Source organism: Cellulophaga sp. BC115SP, assembly GCF_009905545.1.
GTDB classification, from domain to species: domain Bacteria; phylum Bacteroidota; class Bacteroidia; order Cytophagales; family Spirosomataceae; genus Flectobacillus; species Flectobacillus rivi.
Genome location: NZ_JAAALB010000017.1, coordinates 43,473 through 63,842, shown reverse-complemented (window position 1 = coordinate 63,842; position 20,370 = coordinate 43,473). Strand labels below are relative to the sequence as shown.

The window sequence follows — 20,370 nt, the reverse complement described above, 5'->3', positions numbered from 1 at the left end:
GGGTTGTAGTGGAATTCATGCAAATAAAGACCAAAGCTACCAGAATATTATATTGGCTGAACGCCAAGGATCCAAAGCCTAATCATGTAGAATAAGATAGAAAGGGATTTTGATATAAAGTGTTGATAATTAAAATTTTGTATTCATAATTCACAACTGCTGGTGTACGAAGGATTTCAAACTATTGCAGATTTGGGATTTCTGATTTCGGAAATAAAGTAAAATACCTTTGTTTCTTGCAAAATATAGAAGATTATACTTCCGAAATCCAACATCCGATATCCGAAATAAATAGTTTTTATAATCCTTCGTACAGTACTAACTCATCATTCAGCATTAATACTTACAGTCAAAAAAAAATAAAATTATGAACCATCAACAGTTGCGTAAGGAAGATTTTGGAAATGATTTCGTGTGGGGCATCGCAATGTCGGCCTTTCAAAATGAAGGAGCATGGACTGAAGGAAATAAAAGTGAATCTATTTGGGATAGATTTAGCCATAAAAAGAATAAAATTTTAGATAAAACGAATGCCGATGTAACTACCGATTTTTATCATCGTTATCGTGAGGATATCCGTCTTACCAAGGAGCTAGGATTTGAAGTGTTTCGCTTTTCGTTTGCTTGGGCAAGGATTCTCCCCAATGGTATTGGTACGGTCAATCGTGAAGGTATTGATTTCTATCATAAAGTGATAGATACTTGTTTGGAATTTGGTTTGGAGCCTTGGCCAACCATTTACCATTGGGATTTACCACAGATTTTGGAGGATATGGGTGGCTGGACCAACCGCCACATCGTAGATTGGTTTGTGGAATACTGTGAGATATTGACCGAAGAATTTGGCTCAAAGGTAAAACATTGGATGGTACTCAATGAGCCAGCAGGTTTTACTGGGCTAGGCTATATGACTGGCTATCACGCACCTGGACGCATGGGTATGAGTAATTTTTTACCAGCAGTACACCATACAGCGCTATGTCAAGCTGAAGGGGCAAGAGTAATTCGCAGAAATGTGCCAGATGCAGTGATTGGTACTACTTTTTCATGTTCGCATATCGAACCGCATACGCATCGCTATGCCGACTTGAAGGCCGCTAGAAAAGTTGATGCTTTACTCAATCGTTTGTTTTTAGAACCAGCATTGGGTATGGGATATCCTATCGAAGATTTACCATTTCTGAAAACCATGATGAAAAAGTATGTCTTTGAAGGCGATATGGAGCGTTTGGTATTTGATTTTGATTTTATTGGTATCCAAAACTATTTTAAGTTGGTAATGGAAGGTGCTTGGTGGATGCCCTATATCAATGCTATGGAAGTAAAACCTCATAAGCGTGGGGTGCATCATACAACAGATTTGGGCTGGGAGGTGTCACCAGATGGAATGTATGAAATTATCAAGAAATTTGCTTCGTATCCTCAAATCAAGCAGTTGATTATTACCGAAAATGGTGCTGCTTTTAAAGATACCCTTCGCCACGGTGAAATACATGACCCCGAGCGAACAGCTTTTTATCAAACGTATTTACAGAGTATTTTGAAAGCAAAGCAAGAAGGCATCAATTTGGGAGGATATTTGGCATGGACATTAACCGATAATTTCGAATGGAGAGAGGGGTATCAACCCAAGTTCGGCTTAGTATATGTAGATTTCGAAACCCAAGAAAGAATTGTAAAAAGCTCTGGAAAATGGTTTAAGGAATTTTTAACAGCCGAAAAAGAGAATAAGCAAGCTGATATATTAGTTTCGGAAAAGGTTACTTGTTAAGTGATGAGTTGTGAGTTAGGACTGTACGAAGGTTTAAAATAAAATTGATGTAGTGGTAACTCTTGCAGTTACCGCATTCGAAATGGCAACCGCAAGGGTTGCAGCTACGCCCAAAAAAAACAATAAATAAGAACTCTGTTGAACAAAATAAAATCCTTCGTACACTCCGCAATCAAAAATCCCAAATCCCCAATAGAAAAGTGTTATTTCACCGTAAATCCTCCCGTACCGATTTGATAACCTTCAGCATATAATTCTACCTTATAGTTACCCGCACGATAAGCGATATTACCACTACGTTGATAGGTAATCTCTACATTTTGGTTATTATTCTGAAAGAAAATAGATTTTTTAGCAGTGAAATTTGTCTCTTTTCCAAATACTGTAAAACTTCCCGAACCAGCCGCCGTGTCAAACAATACCGCTCCATCAGGGTCGAGTACACGAAGGTAGATAGCTTTTTCGTCTTGTTTGGCGATTGGGTTGGGCATTAAGCTAAACGCCACCTTGATTTTGCTCACTTTTGATGCCCTGTAAGTACCACCATCACGTTCTTTTCCTCTGTCCGATATAGCCAATACTTGCACTTCTTGCGCTTGCAAGGCGGAGGCTCTACTCACTTTTGCCGAAAGCTCAGAGTTTTTACGAGATACATTTTCGACTGAATCGCTCAAAGATTTTTTGATGCCTTTCAACGAAACATTTTCGGTACTCAAGTCGGTATTTTCAGAAGTTAGTGTACGATTTTTTTCTGCCAAAATGCCATTTTCTTTACGAAGGCGATTCAATTCGGCGTCCTTGTTGTTGAGGAGACTAATATACTCGGCTATTTTGCCATCATATTGTTGTTTCGAAAGTTCACCTGCTGATTTGAGTCCAGCAACATCAGCTTCTAACTGTTTTTTGGCAGCTTCTAACTCTTCTACTCGTCCACCCAAAGATTTGATTTCTGCAATTTTGGCATCCATTTGCATCCCAATCGAGTCCAAACTCATACGTGCCGACGAAATTTCGGCTACACGCTGGTCTATCATTCGATTTTGGTCTTTACTAATACCTTTTGCTTCAAATAGTAAATAGCCTAAAACAGCTGACAAAATAGCAAATGCACCTGTACCAGCTTTCCAGAGACTATTGTTGGACTTGTTTACATCCATAAAAGAGTTGATTAAATATGAGAACTTTCGCTAAGATGTTTGTTGAAAACGATAAATAACTCGTTTTTTTCAAAACTTGAAAGCACTTTTCAAAGTCCGAAATTAAACAATTTAGCCTGATTCAAGAAATCTCTTTCTCGAAACTGTATAAACAAATATAGAATTTTGAAGATAGCCTATTATCCTGTTTCTGGTGGTTTTTCAAAATACCTTAGTGTCGTACTAATATTTGTGATTAATTTTAGAGATTGTATGACTAACTTGAGATTTCTTATAAATATTTTCTTTTTAACTCAAGATGATGTCGTCTTTGCACGTAACTTTGGCGACATTTCAAAATGGCTTTAGGCTGTGAGCCATAGGCTTTAGGCAAAAATATTTCTATAATTTTATTAAAATACACTTTTAAGCTTAATCATATTTTTTCTATCGAAGTAATACAGACTTTATTCTAGTGCCTACAGCTTATCGCCTAAAGCATATTAATGCAATTTTACTCTATATTTTACTTAGATTAGGACATAATTCTATAGCTGATTGCTAAAAGCTGGTAGCCAATTTATATTTAGATAATTCGCACAAACTTATTTCAAAATAATGCCCAAATACGATTTTTTAGTCATAGGCTCTGGTATTGCAGGACTTTCCTACACCGCCAAACTTGCATCGCATTTTGCTGATAAAAAGCAAGATGTCAAAATCGCAGTCATCACTAAAACGGTGGCCGAAGAAACCAATACCAAATATGCGCAAGGAGGTATTGCAGCTGTTTGGAATAATGAGGATTCTTTCGAAAAACATATCGAAGATACCATGATTGCGGGTGATTTTTTGTCAGATCCAAAGGTTGTAGAAATTGTCGTAAAAGAAGCACCTGCTCGTTTACAAGAGTTAATTGACTATGGTACTGAGTTTGATAAAAAAGCCGATGGTTCTTACGATTTGGTAAAAGAAGGCGGACACTCGGATCATCGTATTTTGCACCATAAAGATTCTACAGGTAACGAAATCGAACGTGCTTTACTGGCAAAGGTAAAATCTTTCCCAAGCGTTGAGATTTTTACCCATTATTTTGCCATTGATTTGATTACACAACACCACTTGGGTGAAAAAGTAACGAAAGATACACCTGACAAAAAATGTTATGGCGTTTATGTATTCAATACTTTGACAGGCAAGCCCGAGACTTTTCTTGCTAAAACGACACTTTTAGCGACAGGTGGTATTGGTCAAATATATCAAAGTACTACCAACCCTACAATTGCTACGGGCGATGGTATTTCGATGGCATATCGTGCCAAAGCTTTGGTAGACAATATGGAGTTTATCCAGTTTCACCCAACGTCACTTTATCAGCCTGGCAAAAAGCCTTCTTTTTTGATTTCGGAAGCGGTGCGTGGGCATGGCGGTATTCTGAAAAATAAGGATGGTGAGACATTCATGGAAAATTATGACCCTCGTTTATCTTTAGCGCCGCGTGATATTGTTGCAAGAGCAATTGACTCTGAAATGAAGAAGAATGGGGTCGACCATGTGTATTTGGATACTCGTCATTTGGAGGCGGAAGATTTCAAGCATCATTTCCCAATGATTTATAACTATTGCAAAGATCATTTGGGTTTGGATATTACAGGCAATGACATGATTCCTGTGGTGCCAGCACAGCATTATTTGTGCGGAGGTATTAAGGTAAATGAATATTCGCAAACGACGATTAATTACCTTTTTGCTGCGGGCGAATGTTCGTGTACAGGCTTGCACGGAGCAAACCGTTTGGCGTCTAATTCTTTGCTCGAAGCGATTGTTTATGCGCATCGTGCATTCGAAAAAACGATTGAGATTTATCAGGAAAATACTATTCCTGACAATATACCAGACTGGAACGATGACGGTACGACACATCCCGAAGAATTGATTTTGGTAACTGAAATGACTCGTGAATTGGAGTCTATTATGAGTAATTATGTTGGTATTGTAAGAACTGACCGTCGTTTGAAGCGTGCGTATGACCGTCTGGAACTGATTTATATTGAACATGAAGAGTTATATCGTGAATCCAAACTATCAGTACAGATTTGTCAATTGAGAAATATGATTAATGCAGCTTATTTGGTGATTAAACACGCCATTGCTCGTAAAGAAAATAGAGGCTTGCATTATAACTTAGATAATATCAGATAAGTGAGGAGTTTTGAGTGAAGAGTTTTGAAAATTATTCTTTAAATCTACGTTCCATCAGTAGATACACAATGCTTGCATTTGAAGCAGAGTAAAACATAGCATAGTAGTATTAGTATCAAAAAAGCGCTCGAAAAATATTTTTCGAGCGCTTTTTCCCAATAGGGTGCGACTTAAGTCGCACCCTATTGGGAAAAAGTAGAGGACTATCCTGTGAATCTCCAAATTCGGTATGCCTCATGTTTAATGAACAGTTAAAAAACAATCACTCCATATCATTAGCTAAACAATTCTTTTAGTTTAAGGGCAACCATAACATTTCCTGCAAATTTTAATTTTCCTGTGATTACTGCACTCATTGGGTCAATATGACCATTGATAAGGCTTTGTAATACTGTAGTGGTTGTTCTAAATGAACAATCTGCTGTTTGGTAGTCGTCGCTTACATGACCCTTTGTACAAATCATGATACTTCCTTCTGGCAAGTCAAAACGAACTGTGCCACCCATTTGCATTAATTTTTCTTGATGTTGTGCGATTTGATACATTAATCTTTCCATAGTCGTATTTTTTACTTGTTTGAGTTCTTATATCAAATCTAATAAATGTAAAAATTAAATACAAGCGAAATTTCGCTAAAATATATATTTTCGCAAAAATATATTTCAAAACACTTCAGAAAACCTATTCAGGGCTAATAATTTCCTGTTCACCAGTATATTAGGACTTCTTGGTAACGAAACTTCCTATATATCAGTCAATATTTCATAGTAAATCCAACCACATATTTGAGCATTCAGATAGTATCTTTGTGAATAAGTAACCAACATTCATAACAGACTAAATCCTATTTTCGCTCAGACAAAGCGATGTTTATCACATGCAAAAACTTTTTACAACCTTAGTGGGGCTATTATGGCTATTGTCTTTTGGTACTATTGCGCAAAATTTTACCCTAAAAGGACAAATTATCAATCAAACTACGCAGTTGCCTATCGAAGGGGCAATTGTTCGAACTACACCCAATGGTTATGCGATTACCAATTCTTTGGGAGAATTTTCTATATCAAAACTGACTTCTGCTGAAGTGCAGGTGCAAGTTTCGCATATTGGTTATCAGAAATACGAAGCCAAAGTAAAAGCTAATCAAACGCTTAAAATTGCTTTGCCCGTAGCGATGGTTCAGCTCGATGAGGTAGAGGTACATCCCGAAAACGCGCACCAACAACAAACAATCAGCAGTATAGATTTGCAATTGCGTCCTATTAATAACTCACAAGAAGTATTGCGTTCGGTGCCGGGATTATTTATTGGTCAACACGCAGGAGGCGGCAAAGCCGAACAGATTTTTTTGCGAGGATTTGACCTTGATCATGGCACAGATATTCGCTTGACAGTGGATGGTATGCCCGTAAATATGGTATCGCATGCACACGGACAAGGATATGCCGATTTGCACTTCGTGATTCCTGAATTGATAGAAAGAGTAGATTTCAAAAAAGGACCATATTATGCCGATAAAGGTAATTTTACGACAGCAGGTTGGGTAGATTTTAGAACAAGAAATGTCTTGGACAAAAACTTTGTAAAGGTTGAAGCAGGGCAATTCAATACTTACCGTGCTGTAGGTGCTTTTAATCTTTTAGGACAAAAAGCCAAAGAGCGCAATGAATCAATGTATGTAGGAGGGGAGTATAGTTATTCTGATAGTTATTTTGACTCGCCTCAGCATTTTCGTCGTGTCAATGCTGTTACCAAATACAATCGACAATTTTCGAGTAAATCACAACTAACTTTGACTGCTTCTACCTTCTGGAGTAAATGGAATCACTCAGGACAAATCCCCGATCGTGCGGTAGATGCTGGGCAAATTTCATTTTATGGAGCCATCGATGACACCGAAGGGGGCGAAACCAGTAGAACAAATCTCAATGCGCAATTGGTAACACAATTAGGCAATGGCGTGTTGAAAAACCAATTATTTTACTCCAACTACAACTTTTTGTTATTTTCTAACTTTACCTTTTTCAAAGAAGATCCTGTAAAAGGAGACCAGATAAAGCAGCATGAAAACCGTAATCTTTGGGGAGGAAACACCAGCTATTCGTTGGAACATGGTAATGGCGCTAGTTCAAATATTGGTATAGATTATCGACAAGATTTTGTCAATAACCTCGAACTATCACGAACTGTAAACCGCACTTTTGTCAGTGATTCATTGAAATACGGCAAAGTCATGGAACAAAACTTAGGCTTTTATTACGACTACACCATGCGACTATCAGAGCGATTGACAGCCAATGTAGGTTTGCGATATGATATGTTCTGGAATCGTTATAACAACTTTTTGAGTGATTCGAGTAAATATACTTTGAAAGCCAATGCTTCGATATTGAGCCCTAAATTCAACCTATATTACACACCAAACAATCGCCTGCAATTGTATTTGAATACGGGTAAAGGTTTTCACTCAAACGATACACGTGTAGTGGTAGCTACCCAGGGGCGTGAGATATTGCCAGCAGCTTACGGTTCTGATTTGGGAGTTGTTTGGAAACCGTTTTCTAAATTGTTGCTCAATATGTCGGCATGGTATTTATGGCTCGACCAAGAGTTTGTATATGTGGGTGACGAAGCCGTCGTAGAACCAAGTGGCAAAACCCGCCGTATGGGACTAGATTTTTCGTTGCGTTATCAAATTACAGATTGGTTGTATGCTGATATGGATTGGAACATAGCCAAACCAAGAGCGTTAGGTGTAAATGAACTACAAGCATTTTTGCCTTTGGCTCCAACCCGAACTTCAACAGGAGGCTTGAATGTAAGAACACAGAATGGCTGGAGTGGTTCGTTGCGATACAGATACATGGCCGACCGACCAGCCAATGACGATAATACCATTATTGCCAAAGGATATTTTGTCAATGATATGCAGGTCAATTATCAATACAAGGCATACAACTTTGGCTTATCTATCCAAAACCTTGCTAATGTTCGTTGGAAAGAAACGCAGTTTGCCACCGAAAGTCAGCTGAAAAATGAGACAGAACCCGTAAATGAAATCCATTTTACGGCAGGAACACCATTTTTTGCCAAGCTGTCGGTAGGTATATCATTTTAGAATAAGAGCTAGAAAAAATGAAAAGGGTAGGATATAAACCGTTAGTCTATATTCTACCCTTTTCTTGTAAATGTCTTAAAGCTTACTGATGAATTTTTGCTTTCAAGAAATTAATCAGCACATCCAAACCAAGGTCGAAGCTATGATTGTTTGGGATTACGATGTCGGCTACTTTTCTATAAGGCTTAATAAATCTCTTATAGGTAGGATTTACGTGATTTTTCCAACGATACATCACGTCCATCAAATCATATCCTCTTTCTTCGGCGTCGCGTTTGATACGGCGATTAAGTTTGATTTTGTTGGTGGCATCAATAAATACCTTCAAATCCAACTGGTTGGCTACTTCAGGGTAATGGAATACAAAGATACCTTCAACAACTACAATTGGAGCTGGCTTAAAGCATAACATTTTAGGAGTTACTGCTTTATTATTGAAAGTGTATTCTTCTTTGTGTACTTCCAATCCTTTTTTCAACAGCTCAACATCGTGGGCAAAAGCCTCTCCATCAATTGATTCGGGAAGGTCAAAATTTTCAACACCATTTTCATCTTTCAATTGAAGATGACGTGGGCGATAATAATTGTCTTGAGAAATCAAACAAATTTTATTTTCTGGAAAAGCCTCAAGCAATCGCTTCAGGAACAAAGTTTTGCCCGAAGCACTGCCACCAGTAATACCTACGAGATACGGTCGTTGGGGAATAGCCATTGATTGGATTAATGTTAAAGAAATTTTACTACTAGAATTCTACCCAAACGGGCAATGAACTATGCTTATACACATAAACTCCCCCAGCCGATAGAATAGTTTCTTTGAATGGGGGAATTCTTAATAGCGCTGAATCAAGAGAGAGGAGTGAAGAATTCAACATCCACTTTCGATTTAGACTATTGTATATTTCAGCAAAGTTCGGAAAGATTCACGACTTTATTTTCGTCCAGTAATAATTTTCTTATCTAAAGCTGTCCAAAGTTGGTTGCGATAGGTATCTCCGAGAGGAATAGAAGTTTCGTTATCCAAGAAAATTTGGTTGCCTTCCACAAAATCTATTTTACCCAAAGAAATAATATAAGAGCGATGAACCCTCAAAAATAAGTCTGGCGAAAGTGCTTCCTCTAAGTCTTTTACATTGAGCAGTGATACGAATTTTCCACGGGTGGTATGCACTGTTACATAATTTCCTAAGCCTTCTACAAAGAGTATGTCATTGAGTTCAATTTTCTGGATTCTACTTTCAGTTTTGATAAAAACATAGTCATCTGCTGTACCCGGGCGCTCGCTTTCTGTGCTTCTTCTCAAAATAGACTGAGTTTTATCGATGGCACGTACAAATCGTTCGAACGGAACAGGCTTTACCAGATAGTCGATATTATGATATTGGTATCCTTCAAGCGCATATTCTTCATAGGCAGTAGTAATAATGAATCGGCAGCGACTGCCCGCCAATTTCATGAGTTCAATGCCCGATAGTTCAGGCATTCTTATATCTACAAAAGCTAAATCAACGGCCTGGGTTCTGATTAATTCTAGTGCTTCAACGGGACTTGTAAAGGTGGCTAGTAAGTTTAGTTGAGGCAAACGATTGACATAGTTGCTTAATACATCAATGGCGGCGCGTTCATCATCTATAACGATACAATTCAACATTCTAATAAAGTATTTAAAGTACTAAGTGCAGCGTCAAGCTAAAGAAATCGCCTTCGTCACTGGTGGTTAGTTTGTGCCTGTTAGGATAGGCTAGTAGTAGACGGCGGCGGGTATTGCTCAAGCCAATACCTCCTGATTGTTTTTTAGCTTCGGAACACTTTTTATTATAAGTTTTAAATGTTAAGTGGTTTTCTTTGACCGAAATTTCTATCAAAAGTGGGTGAGTTGGGTTCGATAAATCTCCAAATTTGAAAGCATTTTCTACAAAGGTTAATAGAATCAAAGGCACAATGCGACGATACTCTAAATTGCCTTTTATTTCTAACTGAACATGCAACTGATTATCGAATCGAAGTTGGTTGAGTTCGACATAATTCTGAATTTGAGCAACCTCCTTATTCAAGTGAACTTTTCCTTCTTCGTCGTCATCTTTTATCGCATAACGCATAATTTCAGATAATAATAAAATACCTCGTGAGAGATTTTCTGAATATTGCACCGATTGCGCATAAAAGAAATTAAGCGTATTGTAAAAAAAGTGTGGACTGATTTGTTTTTTTAGATTAGTTAACTCAGCTTGTTTGATGGCGTCGTTCAAGCGTTCTTTTTCTAGTTTTTCAATTTGCTGTTGTTGTGCTTGTTCAAAAAAGCTTTGAGCATACCAAAAGGCTAGTGCCCAAGAAATAATAACTGTATAAGTACTAGCTTGAAACCAAAGGTCTTTGCGCCAGTGCGAATATTGAGAGGGGTCAAACCATTGTGGGATAAAGACAAAATGAACCGTTAACGTCCATACAACAACCATTCCAATGCTGAGCCCCAATCGTGGTACTAAAATTCCTGCTGAGCTTGGTTGGGCTTGGCGAGGGAGTACATATTGGGTAACTAATATAAAGACACAAAGCTTACAAACACCGTGTAATATGATTGGTACAATCGTCTTGAAGCTGAAGGGTACTTCTATTAGCCCATAGTACACTGCTACTTCACAAAACATGTATAACAACCATACCAAAAGATATATCCAGATAAGCCTCAATTTGTTATTCATTCCCAAATTTACCATGAAGAAACGCACTTACCATCAAAAAAAACATCATTTTATGAATTTCATAACCTAAGTTAAGAGAAACATTTATTTAGCCCTATTTTGAGAATAGCTTCACACAGAAATCTGACTTGTTGACCCTCTTTATATACCTGTCTACGTAAATAATTTTTAGAATTGTGTATTAATATTGAAATTTGATTTCCAAATAATATTTGGTATGAGTACACCTCAAAAGCATTTAAAGTTAATAGTCTCTACTCCTATTTTCCCTTCAAAGGACTCACTTGTTGAGTCCTTTGTAATTTATAGCTATCTCCAATTTGGCAATTTCCTCTTTACTTCCTATCGCTTAAAGAAACTTACAAGCTATCTTTGCGGTTAAGTTTAATAAACGATAGTGATAAGATACCAATTCTTATCTAAATGGCATAAATGTTATTTGCCACTAATTTCGAAAAACAATCATGGGCGATTTAAAAATCAATAAAGAAGAAATTCTCAAGGCTTTATCTACGGTTCCTGAACCAGATTTGAAAAAAGACCTTGTTACCCTCAATATGATTAAGGATATTGAGCTGGGTGTTGGAGAGGTACGTTTTACCGTTGTACTTACTACACCAGCGTGTCCTTTGAAAGAAAAAATCAGAAAAGACTGCGAAAACGCTATCCACGAACACGTAGACCCCAATCTGAGAGTGGTTATTAATATGACTGCTGACGTAACTACGACTCGTTTTGGTAATTCTACTTTGTTGCCTGATGTCAAAAATATTATCGCAGTGGCTTCAGGTAAAGGTGGTGTGGGTAAGTCTACAGTAACAGCTAATTTAGCCATGGCGCTTAAATTGTCTGGTGCTAAGGTTGGTATTATCGATGCCGATATTTCTGGTCCTTCGATTCCTGTGATGTTTGGCGCTGAAGATTTGCAACCAATGGTACAGCAGATAGACGGCAAAAACATGATTCAGCCAATCATGCAGTACGGCATCAAGATGATTTCGATGGGCTTTTTGGCACCTCAAGACAACCCTGTGCCTTGGCGTGGTCCGATGGCTACACAAGCTTTGCGTCAGTTCTTTGGTGATACACACTGGGGAGAATTAGATTACTTATTGATTGACCTTCCTCCAGGTACTTCAGATATTCACTTGTCGTTGGTACAGCTTGTGCCTGTAACAGGTGCCGTGGTAGTAACAACTCCACAAAAAGTAGCTTTGGCCGATGCTACTAAAGGTTTGATGTTCTTCCGTCAAGCGCAAATCAACGTTCCTGTATTGGGTGTTGTGGAAAATATGGCTTATTTCACACCAGAAGAATTACCTAATAATAAGTATTATATCTTCGGAAAAGATGGCGGTAAAGCATTGGCTGAAAAATACGAAACCGAATTATTAGGCTCAATTCCATTGGTACAAGGAATCCGTGAAGGTGGTGATGAAGGTAAACCTGTAGTAATGGGTGATTCGATTATGACACAAGCCTTTAAAGATCTTGCCGAAAACGTAGCACAACAAGTAGCTATTCGTAATGCAACGATAGACAAAACTACGCCAGTGCAGTTGAAAGTGTAGACGATAAATACATATAGCTAAATTTCCTAGCCATCTGTCGGCTTTAGTATCAAATAATTACGATATTTGTATTACTAGCAAAATCGAATAGGGCAGAAGCAAAATTCTAGCTTAAATATATTTATGGATCTTGCTAAAAGACCATACAACCAACTTGTTATAAAGCATGGAAACAACGTTTGAGAATTCTCTAGCAGAAAAAGTAGAATCGGCCTTGAATAAGATTCGTCCTTATTTGGTAGCTGATGGTGGCAATGTGGAAGTTATCGAAATCACAAACGATTTGGTTCTTCGATTACAATTTGTGGGCGCATGCAGTTCGTGTTCAATGTCTGCCATGACTTTCAAAGCTGGTATAGAGGAAACCATCCGTCGTGAAGTTCCTGAAATTGCTCGTGTCGAAGCTGTTGTGGCTTAATTCACTTGAAGCTTTGTCCAAAATATATATAGCCCTTGCAAATTATTTTGCAGGGGCTATTCGTTGTGTAGGAGCAATAATCAATTTCGGATTGGGGATTTCAGATTTCGGATTTTAATAATAGTACTTGTTTATAATAATAGATACTTCCGAAATCAAATATCCAAAATCCACAATACTTAATCATTCACTCAATAATAACCGTATGAAAAAAATTGCTTTACTATTTGCCTTTGTAGTAGGTTTGGTACAGACGCAAGCACAGGTACGAGGAGGTATTAATTTCTTTAAAGGAACACTCAAAAGTGCCTTTGCTCTGGCTCAAGCTCAAAACAAACCACTTTTTGTTGAAATTTATGCGATTGGTTGTCCTCACTGTGAAAATTTCAAAAAGACTTTTGATGCTAATGCCAAAGTAGGGGCTTTTTACAATAAAACCTTTATCAATTATCAATTGGAGGTAAACTCTCCTGAGGCAAGAGCTTTTCGTCAAAAACATAATATTTATGTATTGTCAACACCCCTGATGAGTTTTTGGGATAAAGACGAAAAATTACTGCATATCCAGTCGGCTGGTGATGAGCAAAACAACGAAGCTTATATCATCAATATGGGCGAGCGTGCTATTAATCCACAAATGCAATCGGCCATTTGGAAAAGCTATTTCAAACAGGGAATGAATGATGATAATTTCTTGATTGAATATGCCTACACTTGCCGTTTGCTATGTGATACAACCGACAATCTTGCGGCAATGCGCACGTATGCACAAAAGCAAAAACCAGAGATGCTGTCTAGTCCAACCAATTTTGTGGTTTTACAGAAAATCATCATGGACGACGAAAACCCTTTGTTTGTCAACATGATGAATCATTTGGAGGAATTTAATAAAAAATTTGGTGCACAAAATGTCAAAGTTACAGCCGAAAATATCGTGATGTATAGTTTGTATTGTAGCCGAGCACAACAATATTCGCCTGAACGATTCACTCAAATGAAAGAATATCTTCGTCGTTTGGGTATCGACGAGCAATCCATTCGTGGGCGTTTTGTATGGACCGAATCGACTATCCTTTTCAAGGCAGGCAAAGACATAGAAGCAGCTAACTTGATAGATGCTTTTTGTAAAAATGTAAAGCAAATCGATAAGAAAGATGCAGCATTTATCGAGAATTTTGTCAAAACAAAAACAACTAATCCTGCAGCACTTGAAAAACTAGACTGGATTTTCAAGAAGAAGTAGAGTAGAGCGTATTAATGCAATTGCATTTTGCATTAATAGGCTATGGGCTATAAGCCGTAGGCGTTAGGCAGAAAATGTATTCATGATTTTATTAGAAATACTTTTATGCTTTTACCTACCGCTTAAAGCCTAATGCCTATTGCATATATATTACAAGTTTGCTTCTATTTCATTTTTATTGCCTCAACTTCTTCAAAACCCTGCTGTCTCGTCTAAATTTGCTATATTGCACGCCAAAAATAGCATTCTCTTCAACGTTTAATCCCGATTGCTTAATCGGGCGTTTCAAGCATGAATATAGGTATCTTCTTTGGCGGGCCCGCTCGTGAACGTGAAATTAGTTTTGCAGGTGGTAAAACGGCGATGGAAAACATCGACAAATCACTTTTTACGCCTGTTCCAATTTTTGTAGACGGCACAGGAAACTTCATCATTCTCAATGAGTCGCTGGTATATTCTAGCGCTATTCGTGATTTTTATCCCCCAAAATCTTATCAAGGCGACTACACGATATACTCAGAATCGTTAGGGCAATTGTCTGATGAAGAACTTGATACCATGCTTCAAACCATTGGTACACGTATTTCACCCGACAAGTTTAAGTCTCACTTCGATTTTGCCTTTATTGCTATGCACGGTCCTGGTTGCGAGGATGGCAGTATTCAAGGTTTGTTGGAATGGTACGGTATTCCATATTCAGGTCCAAGTGTGATGGGCTCTTCGATTGGGATTGATAAAATTGCCCAAAATGACTTGATTCGCTTGGCAGTAGGTCTTAACAAAAGAACAGCAACATTGACTCGCCAATCTTTTGAGCAAGAAGAGGCTAGTATTTTGTTCGAACAAATCAAAGCACAAGTTGGCTTACCATTTGTGGTGAAAGCTCCACACCAAGGGTCATCTATTGGGGTAGCTTTTGTGAAAAAAGATGAGGTAAGTGATTTTGTAAAAGCGGTAAAACAGTGCTTCTTTATTAGAGAAGTAAGTGCTGAAGAATGGAATACCTCTGACAAGAAAGAATATGTTCAGAAAATGGCGAATCTTGATGAAGGGATCGGTTTGCCAGTGGCATTGAACAACGAATTAGTATATCATCCTGCTGAATTATTGACGAAACTTGATGCACATTTTGCACAGGCAAATACCAAAGCTGAGTTGATTTCGAGTAATGCCGAAGATGCTGTTTTATTTGAAAGTTTTGTAAAAGGACAAGAATTTAGTTGCGGGGTAATCCAAACGCCAGATTGCGTGTCGGTAGCATTGCCGCCAACCGAAATTATAGCTGGTGTAGAGGTATTTGATTTTAAAGCAAAATATCAATCTTCTGCAACACGCAAACGTATTCCTATTGAAACTACATTAGATAATCTACATAAGGTACAAGCAGATGTCAAGAAAGCTTTTGACTCCTTAAAATTTGGCGTTTGTACACGTATCGATGGCTTCTTGACACCAGAAGGCGAAGTGCTATTGCACGACCCAAATACTATTCCTGGTATGTCGCCAACGTCCTTGATTTTTAAACAAATGGCTGAAATCGGTTTGAATGTGACCGATGCGATTACTTATTTCATTCGTCAATCAATTCGTGAGCGTATTCGTACAGGAAAAAATACCATCAAGTTTCAGTTATTATTGGAAAAATTAGATGCAGCTATTGCCACACGTATTGCAGGTTTGGCTTCTCGCAAGCAAGTAGCCTTTTTGTTTGGTGGGTTTGATGCAGAAGCGCAAGAGGCATCTTTTGCCGAAGCAAAAAAGGCGTATGGTCGTTTGGCAGCTAGTGCTGACTTGCTACCTGTTCCTATTTTTGTGACAGGAAATGACGCTTCTTCAGCCAAATATTACAAACTTTCTACGAACATCATGTTTAAGGAATTTGCTGAAGATATTGTGAAGGCATTAGATGGTTCAGTTCATCCATTGATTACTCAGACTCGAATCAATGCGGAGGCAATTACACTACATTTTACGGGTAAATTGGTTGGAACTGTGGAAGAAATCGACTTATCCACAATCTTATCAACATGCCAAGCACAGCACAACTTTGTAGCTGGTTTAGAGATTGCGCTGTAGTATTTAGTGAATGAGTGATTATTTGAATTCGTAGAGACGTAATATTTTACGTCTTAAGCCGAGTCAGAGATAGCGTAGTAGTATCAAAACATGAGTCATCCTGAATTTTGAAACAAACATGATTCAATAATTTTTATCAAAAAAAGCGTTCGAAAATTGTTTTTCGAACGCTTTTTTTGATGCTAGATAGAACTCAGTTTTAGACGTAAAGTATTACGTCTCTACGGTTGATATACCAATTTTAACATAATCACTAATTCACTCAATCTCCATTCACTCAATTGAATATAAATAACTCAACTTATTTTACGCTAAATACGCCTTGTCCAATTTTAAATCCTTCAGCATACAATTCTATTGTATAATTACCAGCATTGTACCTTGAGTTTTCGCCACGACTAAAAAGCATTTCAACACGTTGGTCATTACTCGTATATTCTATGACTTTTTTGGAAGTGTAAGCTGTTTCGATGCCATTAAATTGGAAAATTCCCGAGCCTAATGCACTATCCGAAATCACAGCACCCGTTGGATCTAGAATACGAAGAATGATTTCCTTTTCATTTTGCTCTGTTAAAGGGTTAGAAGGAAGCGTGAAAATAATCAATAACTGATTCATTTTCTTTGATTTATAATTGCCTCCATCTTGTACCTTTCCTCGAGAACTCACTGCCAGTGCCTGAATATTGATGGCTTTTAATTGAGCACCAATTCTAACTTTTTTGCTTAGTTCTTCGTTTTTACTACGTTCTTCAGTAACAGATTGAGTCAGGACTTCACGCTCGGCACGTAAGCCTGTATTTTCACGTACAACGCCTTCCTTCTCTTGTGTAAGAATACCTTTTTCCTTCACCAAACTTTCATTCTCTGAACGAAGCTTATTGATTTGTTGGTCTTTTTCAGATAGTAAAGCAATGTATTCTTGGATTTTCTCTTCGTAGGTATTTTTGTCAAACTTACTGGTATTTTTTAGTTCGGCTTTGTCATGATTTAAGCGAGCTTTCAGGTGTTCCAGTTCTTCAACTTTGCCGCCAAGCTCCTTAATTTCAGCGATTTTGGCATCTAGTTGTGTTGAAATAGAATCCAAACGAGTACGTACCGTGGTCAGTTCTTCAATTTTTTGATTAATGATAGATTCCTGACTTTCAGTTTTTTGATTTGCATTAAATAGCATATAGCCTAAAACCAAAATAACAACAGCCGCAAGTCCCAAAAGAATTTTGAGAAGGCTATTGTTGCTTGAGTTAGGCGAATTTTGATTATTCATAATAATAAAGTACTAAAAATGAAAAGATATATTTTACCATAAATTACGGTTGCAATAATAGATAAAGTTTTGAACCGAAATAAATTTTCATTTGAAATATCAATATTTTGTGTGTATTGATGAAAATAAAGGATTATCGATTGAAATTCAATGTAATGGTGTGTGTTGCAAAGCTGTCCAAACGTAGATATAGATGGACAAATTGAAAGTTAGCAGAAACAAGGATAAGGCTTATAACTCAGAAAGCTTTACTAATGTACGTTTTTCTAAGCATATAAGCATCATGTAAGTGATACCATTTACTGGATTATTATAATGTTTGCTTTTAGCAATAAGCTGTAGGCATTAGGCAAAGAAGTTTCTATTACTTCATGAGAAATACTATTTCACTTTTATCCTACCGCTTTAAGCCATCGTGTAGAATTAAGTTGGTAAAATATTAGTAATCAAAAAATAGACTCAAAACTCACTACTCATTCTTACTTTGATGGGCATATTACCTTTTGGTTTGAGGGTAATTTGTGGGTCAGGAATCACATTTTCCATTTTTTCAAAATCAAAATGTTTGACTAATAGGGCTAACATAATTTGCATTTCCATCAAGGCAAAATTGTTTCCAATACAAAGTCTAGGTCCGCCCCCAAATGGTAAATACGCATAACTTGGGCGTTGTTTTATTCGCTCTGGTAAAAAATTGTCAGGATTAAATTCCTCTGGATTTGTCCAATAGGCTTTGTTGCGGTGTAGCAAATACGGACAAAAAAACACTTGTTCTTTAGCAGGAATCAAATACTCCCCAAGTGCTTGGTCATTCATCACTTGCCTGCTAATTGCCCATGCTGGAGGATATAGCCTTAGCACCTCGTTCACTACTTGTGCGGTGTAAGTTAGTTGTCGGATATTCTCAAAATTGGGTAAATTCTCTCCTAATACCTCATTCGATTCACGACGCATTTTTTGGACTATATCAGGATGTTGCGCCAACAGATACATGGCCCAAGACATTGCCATGGCGGTGGTTTCATGACCAGCAATAAACAGCGTAACTATCTCGTCTCGTAGTTGCTTGTCGGTCATTTGTTCGCCCGTTTCTTCGTCCTTGGCAGTGATAAGCATTTGCAATAAATCATCAAATTGTGCCTCTGGATTAGATTCAAGGGCATTTCTGCGAGTACTAATAATTTCTTGAATGACAGCATCTAACCGCTGAGACGAAGCTTTGAATCGCTGATTGATTGTGGTGGGAACCCACATCGGGAATCTTACAGGGGTACGCATCTGTAAGCTCAAAATTTCATTGAGGGTATCAATATCCTGAGAAATATGAGCGATTTTATTGGCGTCTATACCCGTGCCAAACAACGATTTGGTGACAATTACTAAGGTAGTCGCCATCATTTCTTTGGTCATAGGTAGGATAGAAGAACCATTTTCTTGTTGGAGGCTAGCTTCCCAGCGTTTAATCAAAGTCATCGTCTCGTCGTTCATGATATCGACTAACAAGGCCAAACGCTGCTTATAAAAAGCAGGCTGTGCTAGCTTACGTTGGCGATGCCAAAATTCACCATGACTCGTCAAAATACCATTTCCTAGCACCTGTCCAAGAACTCTGTAAGCACGTCCTTTGACGAAGGCTTTGCTGTTTTCTTGTAACACATATTTGATGTCCTCTGCGTTGAGCAGCAAGTTGACTTTGAGATACACAATCCGTAATTGTGCAATACGCTCGTAGTTATCTTGAAGTTTAAGCAAAAAAGTAAGCGGATCCCGTCCAAATTCTAATGCGTGTCCAAAGAAAAACACACCCTTGACCACTGGAGCTTTTTTAAGAAACATAGATTGTCCGTAAAATAAAAGGAGTTGAGTATTGGTGCTTTATGAATGATTTTAAAAATTACCCATTTCAGATATCGGATGTTGGATTGCGAAAGCGTAACCTACTTTTCAGTATTTTCGAAATCAGAAATCCCAAATCTGCAATAGTTTAAAATCCTTCGTATAATCCTATATGGATGAATAACTATCTGTAAAATAAATGATTGTGTAAATGTAAAACACTCAATCACTCAATATCAATTCACTCAATTTAAAGATATATCTGTACCATTTTGCGCCAATAGCGAGCTTTGTGAGCTTCTTCGTCCCAGACGTACAAATGATGGTGAATATCTTTATGGTTAAGAATTTCGCTAAAATGAATGTTATTTTCCAAAAACGCATCTTCTTGTCCGATGGCTAAAATAATATCCATTTTGCGTAAATCGGCAAGTGTTTGCTCGTCCTGAAGATTCGGAATAAATTGAATAGGCGTGTTGAAATAAATATCCTCATCGTGGTAGCCACTAAACAAATCCCTAAAATATCCTGTCGCCCAAGTCAAGTCATAGCGTCCACTCATGCCTACCGCTTTACAGAAATAATGAGGATATTTCATTGCTACATTGATAGCATGGTAAGCCCCCAAGCTACAACCTGCCGAAATCATATCACTAAAAGGATTGATTTGATGCATAAACGGAATCACCTCCTGTATAATATACTGTTCGTAAGCAATATGACGTACAATGCGTTCGCGAGGAGTGATATATTCGTTGTATAAACTTTCGGCATCTACGCTATCTACACAAAAGACCTGTAAATATCCAGCTTCGATTTTGTCTTGAATGGCAGCAATTACTCCCCAGTCTTCATAGTCATAAAACCTTGCAGCCCTTGTAGGAAAAAATAGTACACGTGTTCCAGTATGCCCAAATACCAGTAACTCCATGTTTTTTTGAAGGTTTGGACTAAACCATTGGTGGTATGAGCGGGTCATGATAGCGGAATTTTAAAAGGGATTGATAGGTCAGAAATTTAATAGGAAATC

Annotated in this window: 15 protein-coding genes; 7 read left to right on the top strand and 8 right to left on the bottom strand. The window is 37.8% G+C overall.

Translation table 11 applies throughout. From position 1 onward, the window contains the following. Positions 1 to 367: 367 nt before the first annotated feature. Positions 368 to 1,771: a GH1 family beta-glucosidase gene (locus tag GVN22_RS14200; protein ID WP_166551672.1), complete on the top strand. Its 1,404-nt coding sequence runs from the start codon at positions 368 to 370 to the stop codon at positions 1,769 to 1,771. A gap of 203 nt (positions 1,772 to 1,974) precedes the next feature. Here GVN22_RS14200 and GVN22_RS14195 read toward each other — a convergent pair whose 3' ends face one another. Then, positions 1,975 to 2,928 (bottom strand): hypothetical protein, encoded by a 954-nt coding sequence (locus GVN22_RS14195; RefSeq protein ID WP_166551671.1) that lies wholly within the window; start codon positions 2,926 to 2,928, stop codon positions 1,975 to 1,977. Between the two features lie 597 nt (positions 2,929 to 3,525). Between GVN22_RS14195 and nadB the strand changes: the two genes are divergently transcribed. Next, positions 3,526 to 5,109, top strand: coding sequence for an L-aspartate oxidase (gene nadB / locus GVN22_RS14190; protein ID WP_166551670.1), 1,584 nt, complete (start codon positions 3,526 to 3,528; stop codon positions 5,107 to 5,109). A 275-nt stretch (positions 5,110 to 5,384) separates the two neighbouring features. Here nadB and GVN22_RS14185 read toward each other — a convergent pair whose 3' ends face one another. After that, the gene (locus tag GVN22_RS14185; protein ID WP_166551669.1) at positions 5,385 to 5,666 is read right to left on the bottom strand and encodes an SCP2 sterol-binding domain-containing protein; all 282 of its coding nucleotides are present in this window, start codon (positions 5,664 to 5,666) and stop codon (positions 5,385 to 5,387) included. A gap of 320 nt (positions 5,667 to 5,986) precedes the next feature. Between GVN22_RS14185 and GVN22_RS14180 the strand changes: the two genes are divergently transcribed. Next, entirely contained in the window at positions 5,987 to 8,227 is a 2,241-nt protein-coding gene (locus GVN22_RS14180; RefSeq protein WP_166551668.1) for a TonB-dependent receptor domain-containing protein, read from the top strand. 82 nt (positions 8,228 to 8,309) lie between these two features. Here the strand turns inward: GVN22_RS14180 and GVN22_RS14175 are convergent, their stop codons facing one another. From GVN22_RS14175 to GVN22_RS14165, 3 genes are all read right to left on the bottom strand, one after another. Next, positions 8,310 to 8,939: a uridine kinase gene (locus tag GVN22_RS14175; RefSeq protein ID WP_205690901.1), complete on the bottom strand. Its 630-nt coding sequence runs from the start codon at positions 8,937 to 8,939 to the stop codon at positions 8,310 to 8,312. A 219-nt stretch (positions 8,940 to 9,158) separates the two neighbouring features. Further along, positions 9,159 to 9,878, bottom strand: a complete 720-nt coding sequence (locus tag GVN22_RS14170) for a LytTR family DNA-binding domain-containing protein (RefSeq protein ID WP_166551667.1) — start codon at positions 9,876 to 9,878, stop codon at positions 9,159 to 9,161. A 13-nt stretch (positions 9,879 to 9,891) separates the two neighbouring features. Further along, positions 9,892 to 10,929 carry a sensor histidine kinase gene (locus tag GVN22_RS14165; RefSeq protein ID WP_166551666.1) on the bottom strand — a complete coding sequence of 346 codons (1,038 nt, stop codon included), beginning with the start codon at positions 10,927 to 10,929 and terminating at the stop codon, positions 9,892 to 9,894. Positions 10,930 to 11,393: 464 nt separating this feature from the next. Between GVN22_RS14165 and GVN22_RS14160 the strand changes: the two genes are divergently transcribed. The 4 genes from GVN22_RS14160 (at position 11,394) to GVN22_RS14145 (ending at position 16,237) form a co-directional block, all read left to right on the top strand. Beyond that, on the top strand, positions 11,394 to 12,500 hold the full coding sequence (locus tag GVN22_RS14160) for an Mrp/NBP35 family ATP-binding protein (protein ID WP_166551665.1): 1,107 nt from the start codon (positions 11,394 to 11,396) through the stop codon (positions 12,498 to 12,500). A 166-nt stretch (positions 12,501 to 12,666) separates the two neighbouring features. Next, the gene (locus GVN22_RS14155) at positions 12,667 to 12,918 is read left to right on the top strand and encodes a NifU family protein (RefSeq protein ID WP_095161448.1); all 252 of its coding nucleotides are present in this window, start codon (positions 12,667 to 12,669) and stop codon (positions 12,916 to 12,918) included. 205 nt (positions 12,919 to 13,123) lie between these two features. Then, positions 13,124 to 14,161: a thioredoxin family protein gene (locus tag GVN22_RS14150; RefSeq protein WP_166551664.1), complete on the top strand. Its 1,038-nt coding sequence runs from the start codon at positions 13,124 to 13,126 to the stop codon at positions 14,159 to 14,161. Between the two features lie 291 nt (positions 14,162 to 14,452). After that, positions 14,453 to 16,237 carry a D-alanine--D-alanine ligase gene (locus tag GVN22_RS14145; protein ID WP_166551663.1) on the top strand — a complete coding sequence of 595 codons (1,785 nt, stop codon included), beginning with the start codon at positions 14,453 to 14,455 and terminating at the stop codon, positions 16,235 to 16,237. Positions 16,238 to 16,538: 301 nt separating this feature from the next. On the opposite strand, the gene GVN22_RS14140 is transcribed toward GVN22_RS14145, so the two are convergent. The 3 genes from GVN22_RS14140 to GVN22_RS14130 form a co-directional block, all read right to left on the bottom strand. Beyond that, positions 16,539 to 17,504, bottom strand: a complete 966-nt coding sequence (locus tag GVN22_RS14140) for a hypothetical protein (protein ID WP_166551662.1) — start codon at positions 17,502 to 17,504, stop codon at positions 16,539 to 16,541. 459 nt (positions 17,505 to 17,963) lie between these two features. Further along, positions 17,964 to 19,340 carry a cytochrome P450 gene (locus tag GVN22_RS14135; protein ID WP_166551661.1) on the bottom strand — a complete coding sequence of 459 codons (1,377 nt, stop codon included), beginning with the start codon at positions 19,338 to 19,340 and terminating at the stop codon, positions 17,964 to 17,966. Between the two features lie 250 nt (positions 19,341 to 19,590). Beyond that, the gene (locus tag GVN22_RS14130) at positions 19,591 to 20,319 is read right to left on the bottom strand and encodes an esterase family protein (protein WP_166551660.1); all 729 of its coding nucleotides are present in this window, start codon (positions 20,317 to 20,319) and stop codon (positions 19,591 to 19,593) included. Positions 20,320 to 20,370 lie beyond the last annotated feature (51 nt).